This is a genomic window from Serratia sp. PF-27 (assembly GCF_030053255.1).
Classification (GTDB): Bacteria; Pseudomonadota; Gammaproteobacteria; order Enterobacterales; family Enterobacteriaceae; genus Serratia; species Serratia bockelmannii.
The window spans coordinates 803,694-822,521 of sequence record NZ_JASGBT010000021.1 but is presented as its reverse complement, the minus strand read 5'-3'; the positions used below and the strand labels follow the sequence as shown (position 1 = coordinate 822,521).

The 18,828-nt window shown below is 61.3% G+C and carries 16 protein-coding genes; 14 read left to right on the top strand and 2 right to left on the bottom strand.

Features of this window, described 5'->3' with window-relative positions:
• The first annotated feature begins 2 nt into the window (after positions 1–2).
• Positions 3–1,460 carry an NADH-quinone oxidoreductase subunit NuoN gene (nuoN, locus tag QMZ29_RS18895; RefSeq protein WP_025303659.1) on the top strand — a complete coding sequence of 486 codons (1,458 nt, stop codon included), beginning with the start codon at positions 3–5 and terminating at the stop codon, positions 1,458–1,460.
• Positions 1,461–1,519: 59 nt separating this feature from the next.
• Here the strand turns inward: nuoN and QMZ29_RS18890 are convergent, their stop codons facing one another.
• Positions 1,520–2,395, bottom strand: coding sequence for a LysR family transcriptional regulator (locus QMZ29_RS18890; RefSeq protein ID WP_025303658.1), 876 nt, complete (start codon positions 2,393–2,395; stop codon positions 1,520–1,522).
• Between the two features lie 288 nt (positions 2,396–2,683).
• Here QMZ29_RS18890 and QMZ29_RS18885 point away from each other — a divergent pair, with 288 nt between their 5' ends.
• From QMZ29_RS18885 to menE, 10 genes are all read left to right on the top strand, one after another.
• Positions 2,684–3,919: an MFS transporter gene (locus QMZ29_RS18885; protein ID WP_089181149.1), complete on the top strand. Its 1,236-nt coding sequence runs from the start codon at positions 2,684–2,686 to the stop codon at positions 3,917–3,919.
• A gap of 130 nt (positions 3,920–4,049) precedes the next feature.
• A complete protein-coding gene (locus QMZ29_RS18880) occupies positions 4,050–4,559 on the top strand; it encodes a DUF1097 domain-containing protein (protein ID WP_025303656.1) in 510 nt (169 codons plus the stop codon).
• Between the two features lie 239 nt (positions 4,560–4,798).
• On the top strand, positions 4,799–5,563 hold the full coding sequence (idnO, locus tag QMZ29_RS18875) for a gluconate 5-dehydrogenase (protein ID WP_025303655.1): 765 nt from the start codon (positions 4,799–4,801) through the stop codon (positions 5,561–5,563).
• Positions 5,564–5,585: 22 nt separating this feature from the next.
• Positions 5,586–6,617, top strand: coding sequence for an L-idonate 5-dehydrogenase (idnD, locus tag QMZ29_RS18870; protein WP_197835116.1), 1,032 nt, complete (start codon positions 5,586–5,588; stop codon positions 6,615–6,617).
• A gap of 81 nt (positions 6,618–6,698) precedes the next feature.
• Positions 6,699–7,010: a stress response protein ElaB gene (gene elaB, locus QMZ29_RS18865; protein WP_025303653.1), complete on the top strand. Its 312-nt coding sequence runs from the start codon at positions 6,699–6,701 to the stop codon at positions 7,008–7,010.
• A 380-nt stretch (positions 7,011–7,390) separates the two neighbouring features.
• A complete protein-coding gene (gene menD, locus QMZ29_RS18860) occupies positions 7,391–9,067 on the top strand; it encodes a 2-succinyl-5-enolpyruvyl-6-hydroxy-3-cyclohexene-1-carboxylic-acid synthase (protein ID WP_025303652.1) in 1,677 nt (558 codons plus the stop codon).
• Positions 9,064–9,834: a 2-succinyl-6-hydroxy-2,4-cyclohexadiene-1-carboxylate synthase gene (gene menH / locus QMZ29_RS18855; RefSeq protein ID WP_141998576.1), complete on the top strand. Its 771-nt coding sequence runs from the start codon at positions 9,064–9,066 to the stop codon at positions 9,832–9,834. Before menD ends, menH begins: the two co-directional genes overlap by 4 nt.
• 11 nt (positions 9,835–9,845) lie before the next feature.
• The gene (gene menB / locus QMZ29_RS18850; protein ID WP_043136531.1) at positions 9,846–10,703 is read left to right on the top strand and encodes a 1,4-dihydroxy-2-naphthoyl-CoA synthase; all 858 of its coding nucleotides are present in this window, start codon (positions 9,846–9,848) and stop codon (positions 10,701–10,703) included.
• Positions 10,703–11,686, top strand: a complete 984-nt coding sequence (menC, locus tag QMZ29_RS18845; RefSeq protein ID WP_149570087.1) for an o-succinylbenzoate synthase — start codon at positions 10,703–10,705, stop codon at positions 11,684–11,686. The genes menB and menC overlap by 1 nt, the downstream gene beginning before the upstream one ends.
• Positions 11,674–13,059, top strand: coding sequence for an o-succinylbenzoate--CoA ligase (menE, locus tag QMZ29_RS18840; protein ID WP_261426192.1), 1,386 nt, complete (start codon positions 11,674–11,676; stop codon positions 13,057–13,059). The genes menC and menE overlap by 13 nt, the downstream gene beginning before the upstream one ends.
• Before the next feature lie 44 nt (positions 13,060–13,103).
• Here the strand turns inward: menE and katA are convergent, their stop codons facing one another.
• Positions 13,104–14,540: a catalase KatA gene (katA, locus tag QMZ29_RS18835; RefSeq protein ID WP_025303647.1), complete on the bottom strand. Its 1,437-nt coding sequence runs from the start codon at positions 14,538–14,540 to the stop codon at positions 13,104–13,106.
• A gap of 338 nt (positions 14,541–14,878) precedes the next feature.
• Here katA and QMZ29_RS18830 point away from each other — a divergent pair, with 338 nt between their 5' ends.
• The 3 genes from QMZ29_RS18830 to QMZ29_RS18820 all read left to right on the top strand — a co-directional run bounded on the left by QMZ29_RS18830 (position 14,879) and on the right by QMZ29_RS18820 (position 18,799).
• Positions 14,879–15,418, top strand: coding sequence for a YfaZ family outer membrane protein (locus tag QMZ29_RS18830; protein WP_141967611.1), 540 nt, complete (start codon positions 14,879–14,881; stop codon positions 15,416–15,418).
• 200 nt (positions 15,419–15,618) lie between these two features.
• On the top strand, positions 15,619–17,796 hold the full coding sequence (locus QMZ29_RS18825; RefSeq protein WP_147824051.1) for a TonB-dependent receptor: 2,178 nt from the start codon (positions 15,619–15,621) through the stop codon (positions 17,794–17,796).
• Positions 17,797–17,803: 7 nt separating this feature from the next.
• On the top strand, positions 17,804–18,799 hold the full coding sequence (locus QMZ29_RS18820; RefSeq protein WP_147824050.1) for an ABC transporter substrate-binding protein: 996 nt from the start codon (positions 17,804–17,806) through the stop codon (positions 18,797–18,799).
• The last annotated feature ends 29 nt before the right edge of the window (positions 18,800–18,828 follow it).

Below are 18,828 nucleotides of genomic sequence, written 5' to 3'. Positions count from 1 at the left end.
CCATGACAATAACTCCTCAACAACTGATCGCACTGCTGCCGCTGTTGATCGTCGGATTGACGGTGGTGGTTGTGATGCTAGGCATTGCGTGGCGACGCGACCACTTTATCAACGCCACCCTGACCGTGATCGGTCTCAACCTGGCGCTGCTTTCGCTGTACTTTGTCGGCCAGGCAGGCCCAATGGACGTCACCCCGCTGCTGCGGGTTGACGGCTACTCGATGTTCTACACCGGGCTGGTGCTGCTGGCGAGTCTGGCGACCTGCACCTTCGCCTATCCGTGGCTGGTCGGCTATCCGGATAACCGCGAAGAGTTCTACTTGCTGGTGCTGATCGCCGCCATGGGCGGCATCCTGCTGGCGAGCGCCAACCATCTGGCTTCGCTGTTCATCGGTATCGAGCTGATCTCGCTGCCGCTGTTCGGCCTGGTGGGTTATGCCTATCGTCAGAAGCGCCCGCTGGAAGCTGCCATCAAGTACATGCTGCTGTCCGCCGCCGCGTCGTCGTTCCTGCTGTTCGGCATGGCGCTGCTGTACGCTGAATCCGGCGATCTGTCGCTGGCCGGCCTCGGCAAGAGCCTGCAGGAAAACATGATGCACCAGCCGCTGATCCTGGCCGGTATGGGCATGATGATCGTCGGTCTGGGCTTCAAGCTGTCGCTGGTGCCGTTCCAACTGTGGACGCCGGACGTGTATCAGGGCGCGCCTGCGCCGGTCTCGACCTTCCTGGCAACCGCCAGCAAGATTGCGATCTTCGCGGTCGTGATGCGTCTGTTCCTGTATGCCCCGGCCGCCGACAACGAAGCGCTGCGTCTGGTGCTGTCGATCATCGCGTTCTGCTCTATCTTGTTCGGTAACCTGATGGCCATCAGCCAGACCAACATCAAGCGTCTGCTGGGCTACTCGTCGATCGCTCACCTGGGCTACCTGCTGGTGGCGCTGATTGCGGTGCAAACCCATCAGCTGTCGCTGGAAACCGCCGGCGTTTACCTGGCCGGTTACCTGTTCAGCAGCCTGGGCGCCTTCGGCGTGGTCAGCCTGATGTCCAGCCCGTACCGCGGCCCGGATGCGGATTCGCTGTTCTCTTACCGTGGTCTGTTCTGGCATAAGCCAATCTTGTCCGCGGTAATGACGGTGATGATGCTGTCGCTGGCCGGTATCCCGATGACGCTGGGCTTTATCGGTAAGTTCTTCGTGATCGCGATGGGCGTCAGCGCACACCTGTGGTGGCTGACCGGCGCAGTCGTGGTAGGCAGCGCCATTGGCCTGTACTACTACCTGCGCGTGACCGTCAGCCTGTTCCTCAGCGCGCCGGAATCGCTGCAGCGCGACACCCCGAACAACTGGGCGTTGACCGCCGGTGGCGTCGTGGTGCTGATCTCAGCCGCGCTGGTGCTGCTGTTGGGGGTTTATCCTCAGCCGCTGATTTCGCTGGTGCAGATGGCGCAGCCGACGTTCTGATAACGCTTCAGACGGTAAAAAGGTCGCTTCGGCGGCCTTTTTTTATGGAGAAACGGCACTTAGCCGTAATGGGCGCTAAACGACGTTTCCAGCGCCTGCACCACCGCGCGCACGCGGGCGGCACGCTGCAAATCGGGATGCAGCACCAGCCAGATATCCACCCAGTCTTTATTCTCTGGCAACAGGCGGACCAGCTCCGGGTCTTTATCCGCCAGAAACGCGGAGAGCAGGCCGATGCCTAGCCCGCTGCGAGTGGCGGAGCGCAGCAGCAGCTGTGAATTGCATTGCAGCACGACGTTGGGCTCGTGCAGGGCTTCGCCGCAGAAATTGTTCCAGTGGCGCGGCACCAGCTCGCGCGGGAACATCAGCAGATCGTGACCGCGCAGCTGCTCGCCTTTGACCGGCATACCTCGCCGAGCCAGATAGTGCGGGCTGGCGTACAGGCCCATCTCGATGGTGGCCAGCCGCTTGATGATCAGTTCATCGTCATCGGGGCGTGCACCGCGGATCGCCAGATCCGCGCCGTGATAAGAGATATCGGCGATGTTCAGTGCCGTCAACAGCGTGACGGTGATGGCCGGATAGCGTTCCCGCAGATCTTGCAGCGCGGGTATCACGAAGGCTTCGGCCAGGGTATCGGTGGTGGCGATGCTCACGTGGCCGTGCAGGCTGTCATCGCCGCTGGCGGCTTTGCGGTTGATCGCCTGCACCGCATTCTCCATCTTCATCACGTCCGCCAGCATTTCTTCCCCCAACGGGCTGAGGGCGAAGGATTTCGGCGTGCGGATAAACAGCTTGGAACCGAGAGCGTCTTCGAAAGCGGAGAGCCGTCGACCGACGGTCGCCTGATCGACATGCAGCTGGTTGGCGGCTTTGCGTAGCGTGCCACAGCGTGCGACGGCCAAAAAGAAGCGCGCGTCGTCCCAATTCATCATGCCATTTCCTCTCTGCAGATTTGTCGGCGCCGTGGGGCACAGGCCGAGCCAGGCGAACAATAACGGTTTCTATCATAAAGCGTTGTTCTGCCCGGGGGGAGAGAAAGACGGTTAGCGGGCTGCACATCGGCGGTTATTTCTCCGGTGATGCAAGAATGCATCAGGGTGATTCATTCTTGACGATACTTCGCCCGTCGCCGGAACGCTATGATAAGCGCCGTTCCCGGCAGGCCGGGTGAGGAAAATGTCGACGGCAGGCCGCCGTCTGCCGACTTTGGGAGTTGAAACATGTCAGAAAATACCGCCAGCCAGATTGCGGCTCCGCAAAATGCTCAGGCGTCGGGCAGGACAATTTTATTGTTCCTGGCGCTGGCTTTGATGTCGGCATTGCTGAACAGCAGCGCGCCGACGCCGCTTTATCCGCTGTATCAGCAGCAGCTTACGCTAAGCTCGGTCAGTCTGACCGTCATCTACGGCGCCTATGCCGCCGGCGTGCTGATCTCTTTGTTCGGCGTCGGCAATCTGGCCGGCAAAGTAAAGGATTTACGCAGCATGATCGTGCCGGCATTGCTGGTGGTGTTGAGCGGCGCCCTGCTGTTCGCGCAGGCTGATACCTTTGCCATGATGCTGATGGCGCGGCTGTTGGCCGGGGTGGGCACCGGGGCGCTAACCGGCGCGGCGAACATCGCGTTGGTGCGGTTTGGGCCGCGCGACGGCGGCAAAAATGCGGCGTTGATCGCGACGCTGTCATTCACCACCGGATTGGCGCTGGGCCCGATCTTCAGCGGCATCGCCTTGCAGACCGGTTTCCATCCCACGACGCTGCCATTTGTTTTCATCATGGTCATGGCCGCCGTGGCTGCGTTGGGCGTGATGTTCTCGTGGCCGCGTGGCGTGGTTACGGCGCCGAGCCATGTTACGTCGGCCGAGACAGAAAACAGCTCGCTGCTCGATGGCTTGCGCGCCACCGGCGGTAAATTCTTTGTGTGTGCAGGGGCTTTATTTATCTGTTGGGCGCTGGCCGCCAGTATTTTGGCAATCGGCCCCGGCGTGGCGGAAACGCTGTTAGGCCTGCACGCTCGTGGCGTCTTTGGCTATGCGATTGCGGTGTATCTGCTGATCGCCGGTATCAGCCAGATCCTGAGCCGCCGCGTTAACGCCCGTCATTCGCTGTTGTTCGGTTGCCTGGCGCAGGTGCTGGCGGCAGTGGTGTTCACCATGGCGATCCAGTGGCATTCTCTTGGGCTGGCGGCGGTGGGGCTGGTGGTGGCCGGCTATGCTTATGGCGCCATTTTCGTCGGCAGCGCGACCCTGGTGAACCTGATTTCGCCGCCGACCAGCCATGCGCGTTTGCTTTCGCTGTTTTACGTTATCGCTTATATCGCCAACTGGGTGCCGATCTTGCTGGGCGTGGTGGTCGATCGCGTCGATCTGAATCAGGCAACCCATTTGCTGTTCCTGGGCAGCACCGTGGTGTGCCTGTTGTTGGCATGGAAGACGTCCCGGGTGGGGTTCCCTCGCTAATTACTTTGTGATGAATATCTATTTTTTATAATTAATGATTCTTTAATTACATTTATAGTGTGATTTTAATAGCATAAATTGGCCTGTTTTCGGGTAAACTGCGCGCTTTCTTTTTGCTGTAGGTCACTTTATGAACGTTCTTTTCGCCATTGCCGTCACCACCGGGATCCTGTCCGGCGTTTGGGGATGGGTTGCCGTCAGTTTGGGCCTGATCGGTTGGGCCGGCTTTCTCGGCTGCACGGCGTATTTCGCCTGCCCGCAGGGCGGACTGAAAGGGCTGTTGATCGGCGCGTTGACCTGCTGCAGCGGCGTCTTCTGGGCAATGGCGATCATCCACGGCAGCGAACTGGCGCCGCAGTGGAATCTGCTGGGGTATCTGCTGACCGGCATCGTGGCGTTCCTGATGTGCATTCAGGCTAAACAGCAGTGGCTGGGATTCGTACCCGGCACCTTTATCGGCGCCTGTGCGACCTTCGCCGGCGGCGGCGATTGGCCGCTGGTGACGCTTTCCCTGCTGGTGGGCCTGTTGTTCGGCTATGCGATGAAAAACAGCGGTCTGTGGTGGGCGGCACGCAGCGATAAAGCCCGCGCTACGCCGCCGATGGACCCGAATGCCGGCTCAAACGGTGCCGCCGAGTGAGTTGCTGCCGCGCCGCTGTGCGGCAGTATCTCCTGATAACCAGGACGGTAACGCTGTTGAAAATTGTCTATTTTAAAAGGGATAGGTATTGACTCTTCCTGTAGGGATTGCGTGAGATCACGTTAAAAGTAACAGGGTTTCGTAACATTATTTTCAGTGATTCCCATCACGTTTTTACCGGTAACAATCGGCTGAGATAGAGGTCTGTCCGATTGGAGGCCTGAAGGCCGGGAATCACCATGCACAACCTGTTTTCTCTGGATAACAAAACCGTCTTAATCACTGGTGCCTCGCGCGGCATTGGTTTTCTGCTGGCGCGCGGCCTGGCACAGCAAGGCGCGCATATTCTGATCAATGCCACCACCGAAGAACATGCCCGGCACGCCGCCGATCGCCTGCGTGAAGAGGGGCTGCGCGCCGATGCGGCGGCGTTCGACGTCACCGACTCCCAGGCGGTGCATGCCGCCATCGACCGTATCGAAGCGGACATCGGCGCGATAGACGTCTTGATCAACAACGCCGGTATCCAGCGCCGCCACCCGTTTACCGAATTTCCGGAGCAAGATTGGGACGACATCATCGCCGTCAACCAGAAGGCGGTCTTCATTGTGTCGCAGACCGTAGCGCGTTATATGGTACCGCGCCGGCGCGGCAAGATAATCAATATCGGTTCGATGCAAAGTGAGCTGGGGCGGGACACCATCACCCCTTATGCGGCGTCCAAGGGCGCGGTGAAAATGCTGACGCGCGGCATGTGCGTGGAGCTGGCGCGCTACAACATTCAGGTCAACGGCATCGCCCCCGGCTACTTCAAAACCGAGATGACGCAGGCGTTGGCCGACGATCCGGCCTTCACCGCCTGGCTGACCCAACGCACGCCTGCCGCGCGCTGGGGAGATCCTCAGGAGTTGATCGGCGCGGCGGTGTTCCTGGCCGCCGACGCCTCCGCCTTCGTCAACGGGCAGTTGCTGTTTGTCGATGGCGGTATGTCTGCGGCGGTGTAATCTTTTTTCGTGGAGTCTGGAGATGAAAATTCAAACCCAGTCCTGCGTGGTCAATGGCAAGCGAGACGTGGCGGTGATCGCGCAAGAAGTGGATTATCGGGGGCAGGGAACGCTGGTAAAAATCAGCCGCGGCGGCATCTGCGGCTCGGATCTGCATTACTTCCAGGAAGGCAAGGTCGGCAATTTTCAGGTGCGTCAGCCGATGGTGCTGGGCCATGAGGTGATCGGTGAGGTGGTCGCCAGCGATTCGCCGCAGCTGCCGGTCGGGCAGAAGGTAGCGCTCAATCCCAGCAAACCCTGCGGGCAGTGCAAATACTGTCTGGCGCAGCAAAGCAATCAATGCGTCGAGATGCGCTTTTTCGGCAGCGCGATGTATTTTCCGCACGTCGACGGCGCTTTTACCCAATACAAAGTGGTGGATAGCGCGCAGTGCATTCCTTACGCCGCCGATCGCGACGACAGGGTAATGGTGTTCGCCGAACCGCTGGCGGTGGCTGTCCACGCGGCGAAGCAGCCCGGCGATGTGACGGGGAAAAAGATTTTCGTGTCCGGCGTTGGCCCGATCGGCTGCCTGCTGGTGGCGGCGCTGAAAGCGCTGGGCGCCGCCGAGATTGTCTGCGCCGATCTCAGTCCGCGCTGCCTGGCGATCGCGAGGCAAATGGGGGCCGATCGGTGCCTGCATGCCGCGGACGACGATTTTAGCGGTTATCTGCAGGACAAGGGGTATTTTGACGTCGCCTTCGAAGTGGCGGGGCACCCGCAGTCGCTGCAGCGCTGTCTGGAGATCACCCGCGCCAAAGGCACTGTGGTGCAGGTGGGCATGGGCGGCAGCTTCCCCGATTTTCCGCTGATGTTGTTGATTGCCAAAGAACTGAATCTGCTTGGATCGTTCCGCTTCGTGGCGGAGTTCGCGTTGGCGGTGGCCTGGCTGGCCGACGGCGTGATCGATCCGCTGCCGTTGCTGTCGGCGGAATTCGCCAGCGGGCAGTTGGCGCAGGCGCTGACGTTTGCCGGCGATAAACGCCAGGCTGCCAAGGTGCAATTGGTGTTTTAGGGTAAAAGTCCGATGGCCGCAGGCGGCGATCCTTGTCTATAGTGTAGGAACGCTTAATTTTTCAACCACGGAGATCTCACGATGGCAAGACATACGGATGCTGAGCAAACTACGCTGGATGACGATCTGAGAATGCTGACCGAGACGCTGGAAGAAGTGCTGCAATACACCGGCGATCGCGCGGATCAGGCCTACATCGACATCAAGTCGCACGCCGAGCAGGCGCTGAGTGAGGTCAAGGCGCGCTGGGCGAACACCGGCGAATCTTACTATGCGCGCGCCAAAGAAGCGGTGCACCGCACCGACGACTACGTGCGGGACAAACCCTGGCACAGCGTGGGCATCGGCGCCACCGTCGGGCTGGTGCTGGGATTGTTGCTGGCTCGCAAATAAACCATGCCATCGGGGCGGCGCAGGCCGCCCCGTGTTTTTCTTCAGACTGTGTTGTTCATTCCGCCGTTTTACCGAAAGCTTTTCCTTATCCTGCCTATACTTCCCGCTAGCCGCCGTTGGAGCACCCCTATTTCCCTTGTTTTTATATGGACGGATTGAGCCGACGCCGCCGCAAGTGTAAAGTGTTTGTGTATTTATTGTTTGTTTTTTGTTCTAAATCAAATAATTATCTGGTGTAAACACCCAGGGATATACGGTGTTCTTGCGCTGGCGCAAAAGCCGTGAAAATAACACCTCATATAATACAGAGCGTAACTACAGGCGCGGCGTCTGTCGGCTGCGTCGGAGACGATCTCTGCTAACTGACTTGTGAGCGAACTATGTCGACAAGTGTTTTTAATCGCCGGTGGGCGGCTGTGCTGCTCGAGGCGCTGGCCCGCCATGGGGTGCGGCATGTTTGTATCGCTCCGGGATCGCGCTCCACGCCGCTGACGCTGGCCGCCGCGGCCAACCGATCGTTTATCTGCCATACCCATTTTGATGAGCGCGGGCTCGGTCATCTGGCACTCGGGCTGGCGAAGGCGGCGCGTGAGCCGGTGGCGGTGATCGTCACGTCCGGCACCGCGGCGGCGAACCTTTACCCGGCTTTAATCGAAGCCGGCCTGACCGGTGAACGGCTGGTGTTTCTCACCGCCGATCGGCCGCCGGAACTGATCGACTGCGGCGCCAATCAGGCGATCCGTCAAAACGGCCTCTACAGCAGCCACCCGACGCTGGCGATCGATCTGCCGCGTCCGACGCCGGATATTCCGGCCGCGTGGCTGGCCTCCAGCGTCGACAGCGCGATGGCGCGCTTGCAGCATGGCGCTTTGCATATCAACTGCCCGTTCGCCGAACCGCTGTACGGCGGCGATGAGCGTCACTATGCCGAATGGTCCGCCGCGCTGGGCGACTGGTGGCAGAGCGATCGTCCGTGGCTGCAGGAAAGCGAGACGCATGCAGTGCCATTGCCGCAGCCGGACTGGTTTTTCTGGCGACAAAAGCGCGGCGTGGTGCTCGCCGGCCGCATGAGCGCACAAGAGGGCGCACAGGTGGCGGAATGGGCCGAAACGCTGGGTTGGCCACTGATCGGCGATGTACTGTCGCAGACCGGGCAACCGCTGCCCTGTGCCGATTTATGGCTCGCGCATCCGCAGGCGCAGCGCCTGTTGCAAGACGCGCAGCTGGTGGTGCAGTTCGGCGGCAGCTTGACCGGCAAACGCCTGCTGCAGTGGCAGGCGCAGTGCCGGCCGGAAGAGTATTGGGTCATCGACGAGCTGCCGGGGCGGCTCGATCCGGCCCAGCACCGGGGGCGGCGCCTGCGCGCCGGCGTGGCGCAGTGGTTGGCGCAGCATCCGGCGCAGCCGCGCGCGCCGTGGGCCGCCGGGCTGGCTGCGCTGGCGGATAAGGCGCTGACGGCGGCGTCCACGCATCTGTACGATAACTTTGGCGAAGCGCAGCTGGCGCACCGCCTGCCGGAACTGTTGCCGGAGAACGGCCAGCTGTTTCTCGGCAACAGCCTGGTGGTGCGACTGATCGACGCGTTAACGCCATTGCCCGTCGCTTACCCGGTATTCAGCAACCGTGGCGCCAGCGGTATCGACGGTCTGATTTCCACCGCCGCCGGCGTACAACGTGCCACCGCCAGGCCAACGTTGGCGGTGGTGGGCGACCTTTCCGCACTGTATGACCTCAATGCGCTGGCGCTGCTGCGCCACTGCTCGGCGCCGACGGTGCTGATCGTCGTCAATAACAACGGTGGCCAAATTTTCTCGCTGCTGCCGACGCCAGAAGAAGATCGTCAGCGCTTTTACTGCATGCCGCAGAACGTCGAGTTCAGCCATGCGGCGGCGATGTTCCAGCTTGACTACGCGCGGCCGGAGAACTGGAGCCAGCTGCAACAAGCGGTTGAGCAAGGCTGGCGGCGCGGCGGCGCCACGCTGATAGAACTGCAGGTGTCGCCGAGTGAAGGGGCCGAAAGCCTGCAATACCTGGTACAACAGATGGCGGTGCAATGATGCTGGCGACGCGAATTTTGCAACAGGGCGAAGCGGGCCGCCCGTGGCTGGTGTGGCTGCACGGCCTGCTCGGCAACAACAATGAATGGCGGGTGATCGCCGCGCGCTGCCCGGAATGGCCGTCGCTGGCCATCGATCTGCCCGGCCACGGCGATTCCGTGGCGGTGGGCTGCCGCGGCTTCGACGACATCAGCGCGCAAATCGCCGCGACCCTGCAACTGCGCAATATTGAACGTTATTGGCTGGTGGGCTACTCGCTCGGCGGGCGCATCGCCATGTATCACGCTTGCCACGGCCGCCATGACGGCCTGCAAGGGGTGATCGTCGAGGGTGGCAATCCGGGGCTGGAGGACGAACAACAGCGCCGCGATCGTTGCGAGCAGGATGCACGATGGGCGGCGCGTTTTCGCAGTGAGCCGATTGCCGAAGTCCTGGCGGACTGGTATCAGCAGCCGGTGTTCAAAGAGCTTAGCCATGTGCACCGCCAGGCGTTGATCGCCGCGCGTTCGGTCAACAGCGGCCCGGCGATTGCCGACATGCTCGAAGCCACCTCGCTCGGGCGGCAGCCTTATCTGGCGCCGCAGCTGCGCCAACTGACCGTGCCGCTGCGGGTGCTGTGCGGTGAGAACGACCCCAAATTTCAACGGCTGGCGCGCGACGCCGGGTTGCCGTTGCGCATCGTGCCGCAGGCCGGCCACAACGCGCATCTGGCCAATCCGCAGGATTTCGTCGCAGAGCTGCAGACATTTCTCGTTAACCCTGGTTAAAGGAACCGAACATGCTTTATCCGAATGAAGAACACCTGTATGCCGCTATCGCCTGGCAGGATTGCACCGGCGATTTCGAAGACATCCTGTATCACAAATCCGCCGACGGCATCGCCAAAATCACCATTAACCGGCCGCAGGTGCGCAACGCGTTCCGCCCGCAAACGGTCAAAGAGATGATCGACGCGCTGGCCAACGCCCGTTACGACGACGGCATCGGCGTCATTATTCTGACCGGCGCCGGCGATAAGGCCTTCTGCTCCGGCGGCGATCAGAAAGTGCGCGGCGACTACGGCGGCTATCGCGACGACAGCGGCGTACACCACCTCAACGTGCTGGACTTCCAACGCCAGATCCGCACCTGCCCGAAGCCGGTGGTAGCGATGGTGGCCGGCTATTCGATCGGCGGCGGCCACGTGCTGCACATGATGTGCGATCTGACCATCGCGGCGGATAACGCCATCTTCGGCCAGACCGGTCCGAAAGTGGGCTCGTTCGACGGCGGCTGGGGCGCGTCTTACATGGCGCGCATCGTCGGCCAGAAGAAGGCGCGCGAAATTTGGTTCCTGTGCCGCCAATACGATGCCGCCGCCGCACTAGACATGGGCCTGGTCAATACCGTGGTGCCGCTGGCCGAACTGGAAAAAGAGACGGTGCGCTGGTGCCGCGAAATGCTGCAGAACAGCCCGATGGCACTGCGCTGTCTGAAGGCGGCGCTGAATGCCGACTGCGACGGCCAGGCCGGTTTGCAGGAGCTGGCGGGCAACGCCACCATGCTGTTCTACATGACCGACGAAGGGCAGGAAGGGCGCAACGCGTTCAACGAGAAGCGCCAACCGGACTTCAGCAAATTCAAGCGTAACCCGTAATGAGCGGAACAAACCGCAGCGCGGCGCTATACCGTTACAGCCTGCCGATGGAGGCGGGCGTGGTGCTGCGCAATCAACGGTTGAAAACGCGTGACGGGTGGGTGGTGCAGCTGTGTCAGGGCGAGCGTGAAGGTTGGGGCGAGATCGCGCCGCTGCCGGAATTCAGCCGGGAAACGCCGGCGCAGGCCGAACAGGCCGCGTTGGGCTGGCTGCAGGCCTGGTTGGCGGGCAACGAACCGGAGCACAGCGCGTTGCCCTCGGTGGCCTTTGGGCTCAGCTGTGCGCAGGCCGAGCTGGAGCAGCGTTTGCCGATGCAGGCGGATTTTCGCAAGGCGCCGCTGTGCACCGGCGATCCGGATGAGCTGTTCGAGACATTGAGCGCTTTGCCGGGCGAGAAAGTCGCCAAGGTGAAGGTGGGGCTGTATGAGGCGGTGCGGGACGGCATGATCGTCAACGTGTTGCTGGAGGCGCTGCCGGATCTGCGGCTGCGGCTGGACGCCAACCGCAGCTGGACCCGCGCCAAGGCCGACAGCTTCGCCAGGTATGTTAACCCGGCATGGCGCGATCGTATCGCCTTCCTGGAAGAGCCCTGCAAGACCCGTGATGAATCGCGCGACTTCGCCCGGGCGACCGGTATCGCCATCGCCTGGGATGAGAGCGTGCGGGAGGCGGACTTTGTGGTGCAGGCCGAGCCGGGCGTGGCGGCCATCGTGATCAAGCCGACGCTGGTCGGCAGCCTGGCGCGTTGCCAGACGCTGGTGGCGCAGGCGCACGCGGCGGGCCTGACGGCGGTGATCAGCTCCAGCCTCGAATCCAGCCTGGGGTTGACCCAACTGGCGCGCATCGCCCATTGGCTGACGCCGGACACCGTGCCGGGGCTGGATACGCTGGGGTTGATGCAGGCGCAGGTGCTGCGCCCGTGGCCGGGCAGCGCGTTGCCGCTGCTGGATGTCTCGGCGTTGGAGTGCCTATGGCGCCGTTGAACGATTGGCCGTGGCGACACTGGGCGCGCACTCAGCCGCAGGCGACGGCGCTGATGCTCGGCGAACGGCCGCTGAGCTGGCTGGCGTTGCAGAGCCAGGTGGATGAGCTGGCGGCGGATTTCCAGCATCAGGGCGTTGAACCGGGCTGCGGCGTGGCGCTGTGCGGTAAAAACAGCTATCCGCTGCTGCTGGCCTATCTGGCGCTGTTGCAGTGCGGCGCACGCCTATTGCCGCTCAATCCCGCCTTGCCGACGCCGCTGCTGGCGCAGCTGTTGCCGGAATTGGATATGACCTTTGTCTTCGGTCCGGACTCGTTGCTGGCGCTGCCGGAAGACGTGATTCGATTGACCCCGCCTTCGACCGAGCCGCGTTGGCCAGACCTGCCTACGTGGGATGCGCACCGTCTGGCGACGCTGACGCTGACCTCGGGCTCCAGCGGCATGCCGAAAGCGGCCGCGCACAGCTATGCCAACCATCTGGCCTGCGCCGCCGGGGTGTTGGGGCTGATGGCGTTTCAGCGCGAAGATTGCTGGCTGCTGTCATTGCCGCTGTTTCACGTCTCCGGACAGGGCATTGTCTGGCGCTGGCTGGCGGCGGGCGCCCGGTTGGCGGTGCGCGAGATGCACCCGCTGAACGAGGCGTTGGCGGGATGCACGCATGCCTCGTTGGTGCCGACCCAGCTGTGGCGGCTGCTAGCGCAACCGCTGGCGGACATGACGCTGAAGGCGGTGCTGCTCGGCGGCGCGATGATCCCGGTGGAACTGACCGAGCGGGCGGAGGCGGCGGGGATCCGTTGCTGGTGCGGCTACGGGCTGACCGAACTGGCCTCCACGGTGTGCGCCAAGCGCGCCGATGCGCGGCCGGGTGTCGGCCTGCCGCTCGGCGGCCGCGAGGTAAAACTGGTGGATGAAGAGGTCTGGATCCGCGCCGACAGCCTGGCGCTTGGCTACTGGCGTCATGGCCATCTGCAGCCGTTGGCCGATGAACAGGGCTGGTTCCCGACCCGCGATCGCGGCGCGATGATCGAGGGGGAGCTACGCATTCTCGGCCGGCTGGACAACCTGTTTTTCAGCGGTGGCGAAGGGGTGCAGCCGGAAGATATCGAACGCGTGCTGGCGGCGCATCCGCAGATATCGCAAGCGTTTGTGGTGCCGGTGGCGGACGCCGAGTTCGGCCAGCGGCCGGTGGCGGTAATCGATGGCGATCCGTCGCTGTCGCTGGCGACGCTGCTCGCCTGGTCGCAGGATAAGCTCGCCAATTTCCAACGCCCGACGGCATTGCTTCCGCTGCCTGACGAGCTGAAAAACGGCGGCATCAAGATTTCGCGCCGCCGGTTGCAGGTATGGGTGGCGGAGCGCCTGCGTCCGGCATAAAAAAAGCCGCCCGAAAGGGCGGCTGAGTGAATGATGCAGGGGGATTATTTCAGCCCCAACGCCTTGGCGACGCCGGCGCCGTAGTCGGGGTGCACCTTGGTGAACAGCTCGACCTGACGGCGCTGGATGTGTTCCGGCACCTGCGACAGTTCGCCGGCGATGCGGGTGAACATGCGCTGGTGCTCTTCGGCGCTCAGCAGGTTGAACAGCGCGCGCGGCTGGCTGTAGTAATCGTCGTCTTCACGATGATTCCAGTGGTCGGCCGCGCCCTCAATGCTCAGCGGCGGCTCGCTGAAGTCCGGCTGCTCCTGGAACAGGCCGAAGCTGTTCGGTTCGTAGGTGGCGCCGTTGCCGCTGTTGCCGTCCACGCGCATCGCGCCGTCGCGATGGTAGTTGTGGAACGGGCATTTGGCGCCGTTCACCGGGATCTGGTGGTGGTTGACGCCCAGGCGGTAGCGGTGCGCATCGCCATAGGAGAACAGGCGGCCCTGCAGCATTTTATCCGGCGAGAAACTGATGCCCGGCACCACGTTGGCGGGGTTCATCGCCACCTGCTCAACCTCTGAGAAGTAGTTGTCGGGGTTGCGGTTCAGCTCGAAATAGCCGACGTCGATCAGCGGGTAGTCGCCGTGCGGCCACACCTTGGTTAGGTCGAACGGGTTGTATGGCGTCTGCGAGGCTTCATGCTCCGGCATGATCTGGATCTGCAGCTTCCAGCGCGGGAAGTCGCCGCGTTTGATCGCATCGAACAGATCGCGCTGTGAGCTTTCGCGATCCTTGGCGATGATCGCTTCCGCTTCTTCATCCATCAGGTTTTCAATGCCTTGCTCGCAGCGGAAGTGGAATTTCACCCAGAAACGTTCGTTGGCGGCATTGATAAAGCTGAAGGTGTGGCTGCCGAAACCGTGCATGTGACGGTAGGATTTCGGAATGCCGCGATCGCTGAAGTCGATGGTCAGCTGGTGCAGCGACTCCGGCAGGTGGGAGAAGAAGTCCCACTTGTAGACTGGGTTGCGCAGGTTGGTATGCGGATCGCGTTTCACCACGTGGTTGAGATCGGGGAATTTCAGCGGATCGCGCAGATAGAACACCGGCGTATCGTTACCCACCAAATCCCAGTTGCCTTCTTCGGTATAGAACTTCATGGCGAAACCGCGAATGTCGCGCTCGGCGTCGGCCGCGCCGCGCTCACCGGCGACGGTGGAGAAGCGGATAAACATGTCGGTCTGTTTGCCGATTTCGGAGAAGATCTTGGCGCGCGTGTAGCGGGTGATGTCATGGGTGACGGTAAAGGTGCCGTAGGCGCCGGAACCCTTGGCGTGCATGCGGCGTTCGGGGATGACTTCACGGTCGAAGTGGGCCAGTTTTTCCAGGAACCACACGTCCTGCAACAGCATCGGGCCGCGTTTGCCTGCGGTGATCACGTTATTGTTATCGACAACCGGGGCGCCGGCTGCGGTGGTCAGTCCTTTCTTGCTCATCACTTGCTCCTTATCGTAGTGCAGTTAAGTAAAGACTCGGGCGGTTTAAGCGTTCATCAGCATAGTCCTTTGGCGGGGCTTCTTCCCCTGACCTTGGTCAAAGCCACTACTAGTTGTAGCCCTATTGCCGAGCGACGGCAAATAGGTCTCGGTTATCGTTGGCATCGCCTTGACGAATATGGATTTTTGTTTGCAAATTTTTACATTTATTTGATTATTGAAGAATTTTTTCGCTTTTATCCCTTAAATACTCATTGCGCTTTGGTATAGACTCATGACGTTATTATTATGCGTTGATTCGATCATTCAGTACGGATGACAAACCAGAGGGAAAGATGATGAAAAAGACTTGGGTCGCGTGCGCGGCAGGATTGCTGTTTGTGACCGGCGCGGCGAACGCCATCAGCGTGTCGGGCGAAGCCGGGCAACACTACACCAACCTGGGCGTTGGTATGAGCACCGGCTCTTCAGGTCTGGGCCTGACCGGCAACTGGGCGCGCAGCGACCACGACGGCAACGTCGGCAGCGTGGGCCTGAACTTCGGCGTGCCGCTGGGGCCGTTGACGGCGACCGTGGGCGCCAAAGCGCTGTACCTCAGCCCGAAAGACGGGAAGAGCGGCGGGGCGGTCGCGCTGGGCGGCGGCCTGGAGTGGGAAATCAACCGTTACTTCAGCCTGCATGGCGAAGGGTACTTTGCGCCTGACTCTTTCACCAGCGGCGTGAAAGCCTATAACGAAGCCAGCGGCGGCCTGCGCTGGAAGTTCCGTCCGCTGAGCGTGGACGTGGGCTACCGTTACATGAAGATGGAAGGCAAAGACGGGCGTCGCGACAATACGCTGGCCGATGGACCTTATGTCGGTGTCGGCCTGAGCTTCTAAGGCCGGCTGACGGGCTGCGGCCCATCGCGTTTTCCGAATCCCTCGGTCCTTGGCCGGGGGATTTTTATTTGTGCCATCAACGGGAAATCCATCCGGACTCTGAATGGCAAAAGATTAAATAATTTAAAGACTCGACGATCGGCATCGCCATAGGCGAGCACATGCCGTAAAATACGTAATATAAATATTTATATAACGATATGGACGTCATGACTTACCGAAATCCACTGGCGGCGCTGATGCCGCTGCTTGCCTCACTCTTTCCTTATACCGCTGCGGCGCAGGCCGATCGTGACGAGGTGTTGACCGTCACCGGCCACGCGTTATCCCCCGCGACGGAAAGCGCATCCGGCGCCGGTTTTAAAACGCCGGAGATTGAACTCGGGCCGCTGGGTACCAGGGCCTGGATCGATACGCCTTATTCTTCCACCACCGTGACCCAACCGATGATCAATAATCAGCAGGCGAAAAGCGTCGCCGAATTGCTGAAATATTCACCGAGTACGCAGATGCAGGCTCGCGGCGGCATGGACGTCGGGCGGCCTCAAAGCCGCGGTATGCAGGGCAGCGTGGTGGCGAACAGCCGCCTGGATGGGTTGAACATTGTCTCCACCACGGCTTTTCCCGTTGAAATGCTGGAACGGCTGGACGTGCTCAACAGCCTGACCGGTGCGTTGTATGGCCCTGCGAGCCCGGCCGGGCAGTTCAACTTTGTGGCGAAACGCCCGACGCCGCAACCGTTACGCGAGGTGACGCTCGGGTATCAGAGCCGCAGCGCCTTCAGCGGCCACGTCGATCTCGGCGGCCATCTCGACGACGACAATATGTTTGGCTATCGCATCAATGCCCTCAACGAAGAGGGCGAAGGCAGCGTTGACGACAGTACCTTGCGCCGTCGGCTGTTGGCCGTGGCGTTCGATTGGAATATCAAGCCGGGCACGCAGCTGCAGCTGGACGCCAGCCATTACGAGTTTCTGCAAAAGGGTTACCCCGGCGGCTTCAGCTATGGGCCGAATGTTCCGTTGCCCTCCGCCCCTAATCCGCAGAATAAACACCTGGCGCTCGAGACGGCGGGCAACGATTTAACCACCGATACCCTCAGCACGCGCCTGATTCATTACTTCAATGACGATTGGTCAGTCACGGGCGGCATAGGGTGGCAACAGGCAGATCGCGCCATGCGTTCGGTATCCAGCACTCTGCTCAACGGCAGCGGCGATATCAAACGGTCGATGAGCGACTCCAGCGCCTCGGGGCGATTTCGGGTGTTGAGCAATACGCTGGCGCTGAACGGCCATGTCGATACCGGTTCGGTGGGGCATGAGTTGGCGCTCGCTACGACGGGCTACGTCTGGTCTATCTACAGCGGCAAGGGGGCCAGCCGGCGCTACGATTTGGGCATCGACAATATGTACCATCCGTCGGCGCTGCATGAGCCGGGCGACGGAAAAATCCCCAAGAACGGCGCGCGCTATAAATCCAGCGAGAACAGCCAGCAGAGCGTGACGTTCGGCGATACGCTGACATTCAATCCGCAGTGGTCGGCGATGCTGTATTTAAGCGAAAGCTGGTTGCAGACGCGGAATTACAGCGCTGACGGCAAGAAAATCGAAGAAGACAATCAGCAGGGTTTCAGCCCGAATGCGGCGTTGATGTACAAAATCACCCCGACGCTGATGGCCTATGTCAGCTATGCCGACTCGTTGGAGCAAGGCGGTACGGCCCCGTTGGGGGAAGGCGTGAAGAACGAAGGGCAGACGCTCAAACCCTACCGCAGCCGGCAGTATGAGGTTGGCCTGAAAGCCGACGTCGGGGAAATGAACCTCGGCGCCGCGTTGTTCCGCCTCAAGCGGCCGTTCGCTTATGTTGACGCCGAAGACCGTGTGTACAAGGAGCAAGGCGAACAGGTTAACAATGGCCTGGAGCTGACGGCCGCTGGGCGCGTGGGTGACGGGCTGAGCCTTTTTGGCGGCGTCACTCTGCTCGATCCGCAACTGAAAGAGACGGTTTCCGACAGCACACGCGACAAACGCGTGGTCGGTGTGCCGAAGGTGCAGGCCAATATGCTGGTGGAGTACAGCTTGCCGTCGATGCCGCAATGGGTCTATAGCGCCAACGTGCACTATACCGGCAAGCGAGCGGCGAACGACACCAACAGCACCTGGGCTGACAGTTACACCACGCTGGACCTGGGGGCCCGCTACGTTACCCGGATTCATTCTGTGCCTGCGACCTGGCGGCTGGCGGTCAATAACGTCACTAACGAACATTACTGGGCCTCTATTTTCCCGTCGGGCACGGATGGCAATGGCGGTTCGTCGAGCGCCTTTCTCGGCAACGGCCGTGAAGTGCGCGCATCTGTCACGTTCGACTTCTGAGGGCGCTATGAGAATCGTATCGTTGCCCGTATGGGGGCTGTTGGCTGGCGTGTTGTTGCACGGCAGTTTGTGGGCTGCGCCGCCTGCGAGCGAAATGCGCATTGCCTCGCCGTGGCCCGCGCAAAACGCCATCATCGCGATGCTGGGTTATGGCGATAACATCGTCGGCACCTCGAATGTCGCGAAACAGATCCCGCTGTTTCGCCAAAGCCTGCCGCGCATTGACGCCGTTCCGGTAGTGAGTGTGAATAGTGGGCAAGCGTTGAATCCGGAACAAATCATCGCGCTTGGCACTCGGCTGCTGTTTGTGCCTGACAGCATGAAAGTGCCGCAATTGGATTTACTCGAACGGGCTGGGGTGCGCGTATTGGCGTTTAAAGCCAATTCGATGGCGGCGCTGCGCGAGCGAGTGTTAAAAACGGGGGCCGCGCTGGGGCCGGATGCGCAGGAAAAAGCGTTGGCTTACGAGCGCTATTTTTCTCGTAATGTGGCGCGCGTCGCCGAGCGGCTGAAGGATTTGCCGCCAGGGCAGCGCATTCGCGTTTATCACAGCATGGGCAATCCGCTGATCACCTCAGGGCGGCCGTCGCTTAACCAGGATTGGATGGATCTGGCCGGCGCCGCCAACGTGGCGGAAACGTGGTTTGGCCTGAAAAAAGAGGGGGCGGGCGAAGTGGCGCTGGAGCAGATCGTGGCCGCCAATCCGCAGGTGATCGTGGCGATGAACAGGCGCGATGCCGAAGAGATACGCACGTCTGCGCAATGGCAGGGCATCGATGCCGTTTTGCGGCATCGGGTCGTGGTCAATCCGAAGGGGATGTTCTGGTGGTGTCGCGAGACCAGCGAAGAGGCGCTGCAGTTTTTATGGTTGGCGAAAACGCTGTACCCGGCGCGTTTTGCCGACATTGACATGCGGGAAGAGACGAGAGGTTTTTATCGGGACTTTTTCGGTCTGTCGCTCACTGCGGCGCAGATTGACGCTATTCTTAATCCACCCGCTTGAACAGATTCGGGGGCCGAAACGGCCCCCGA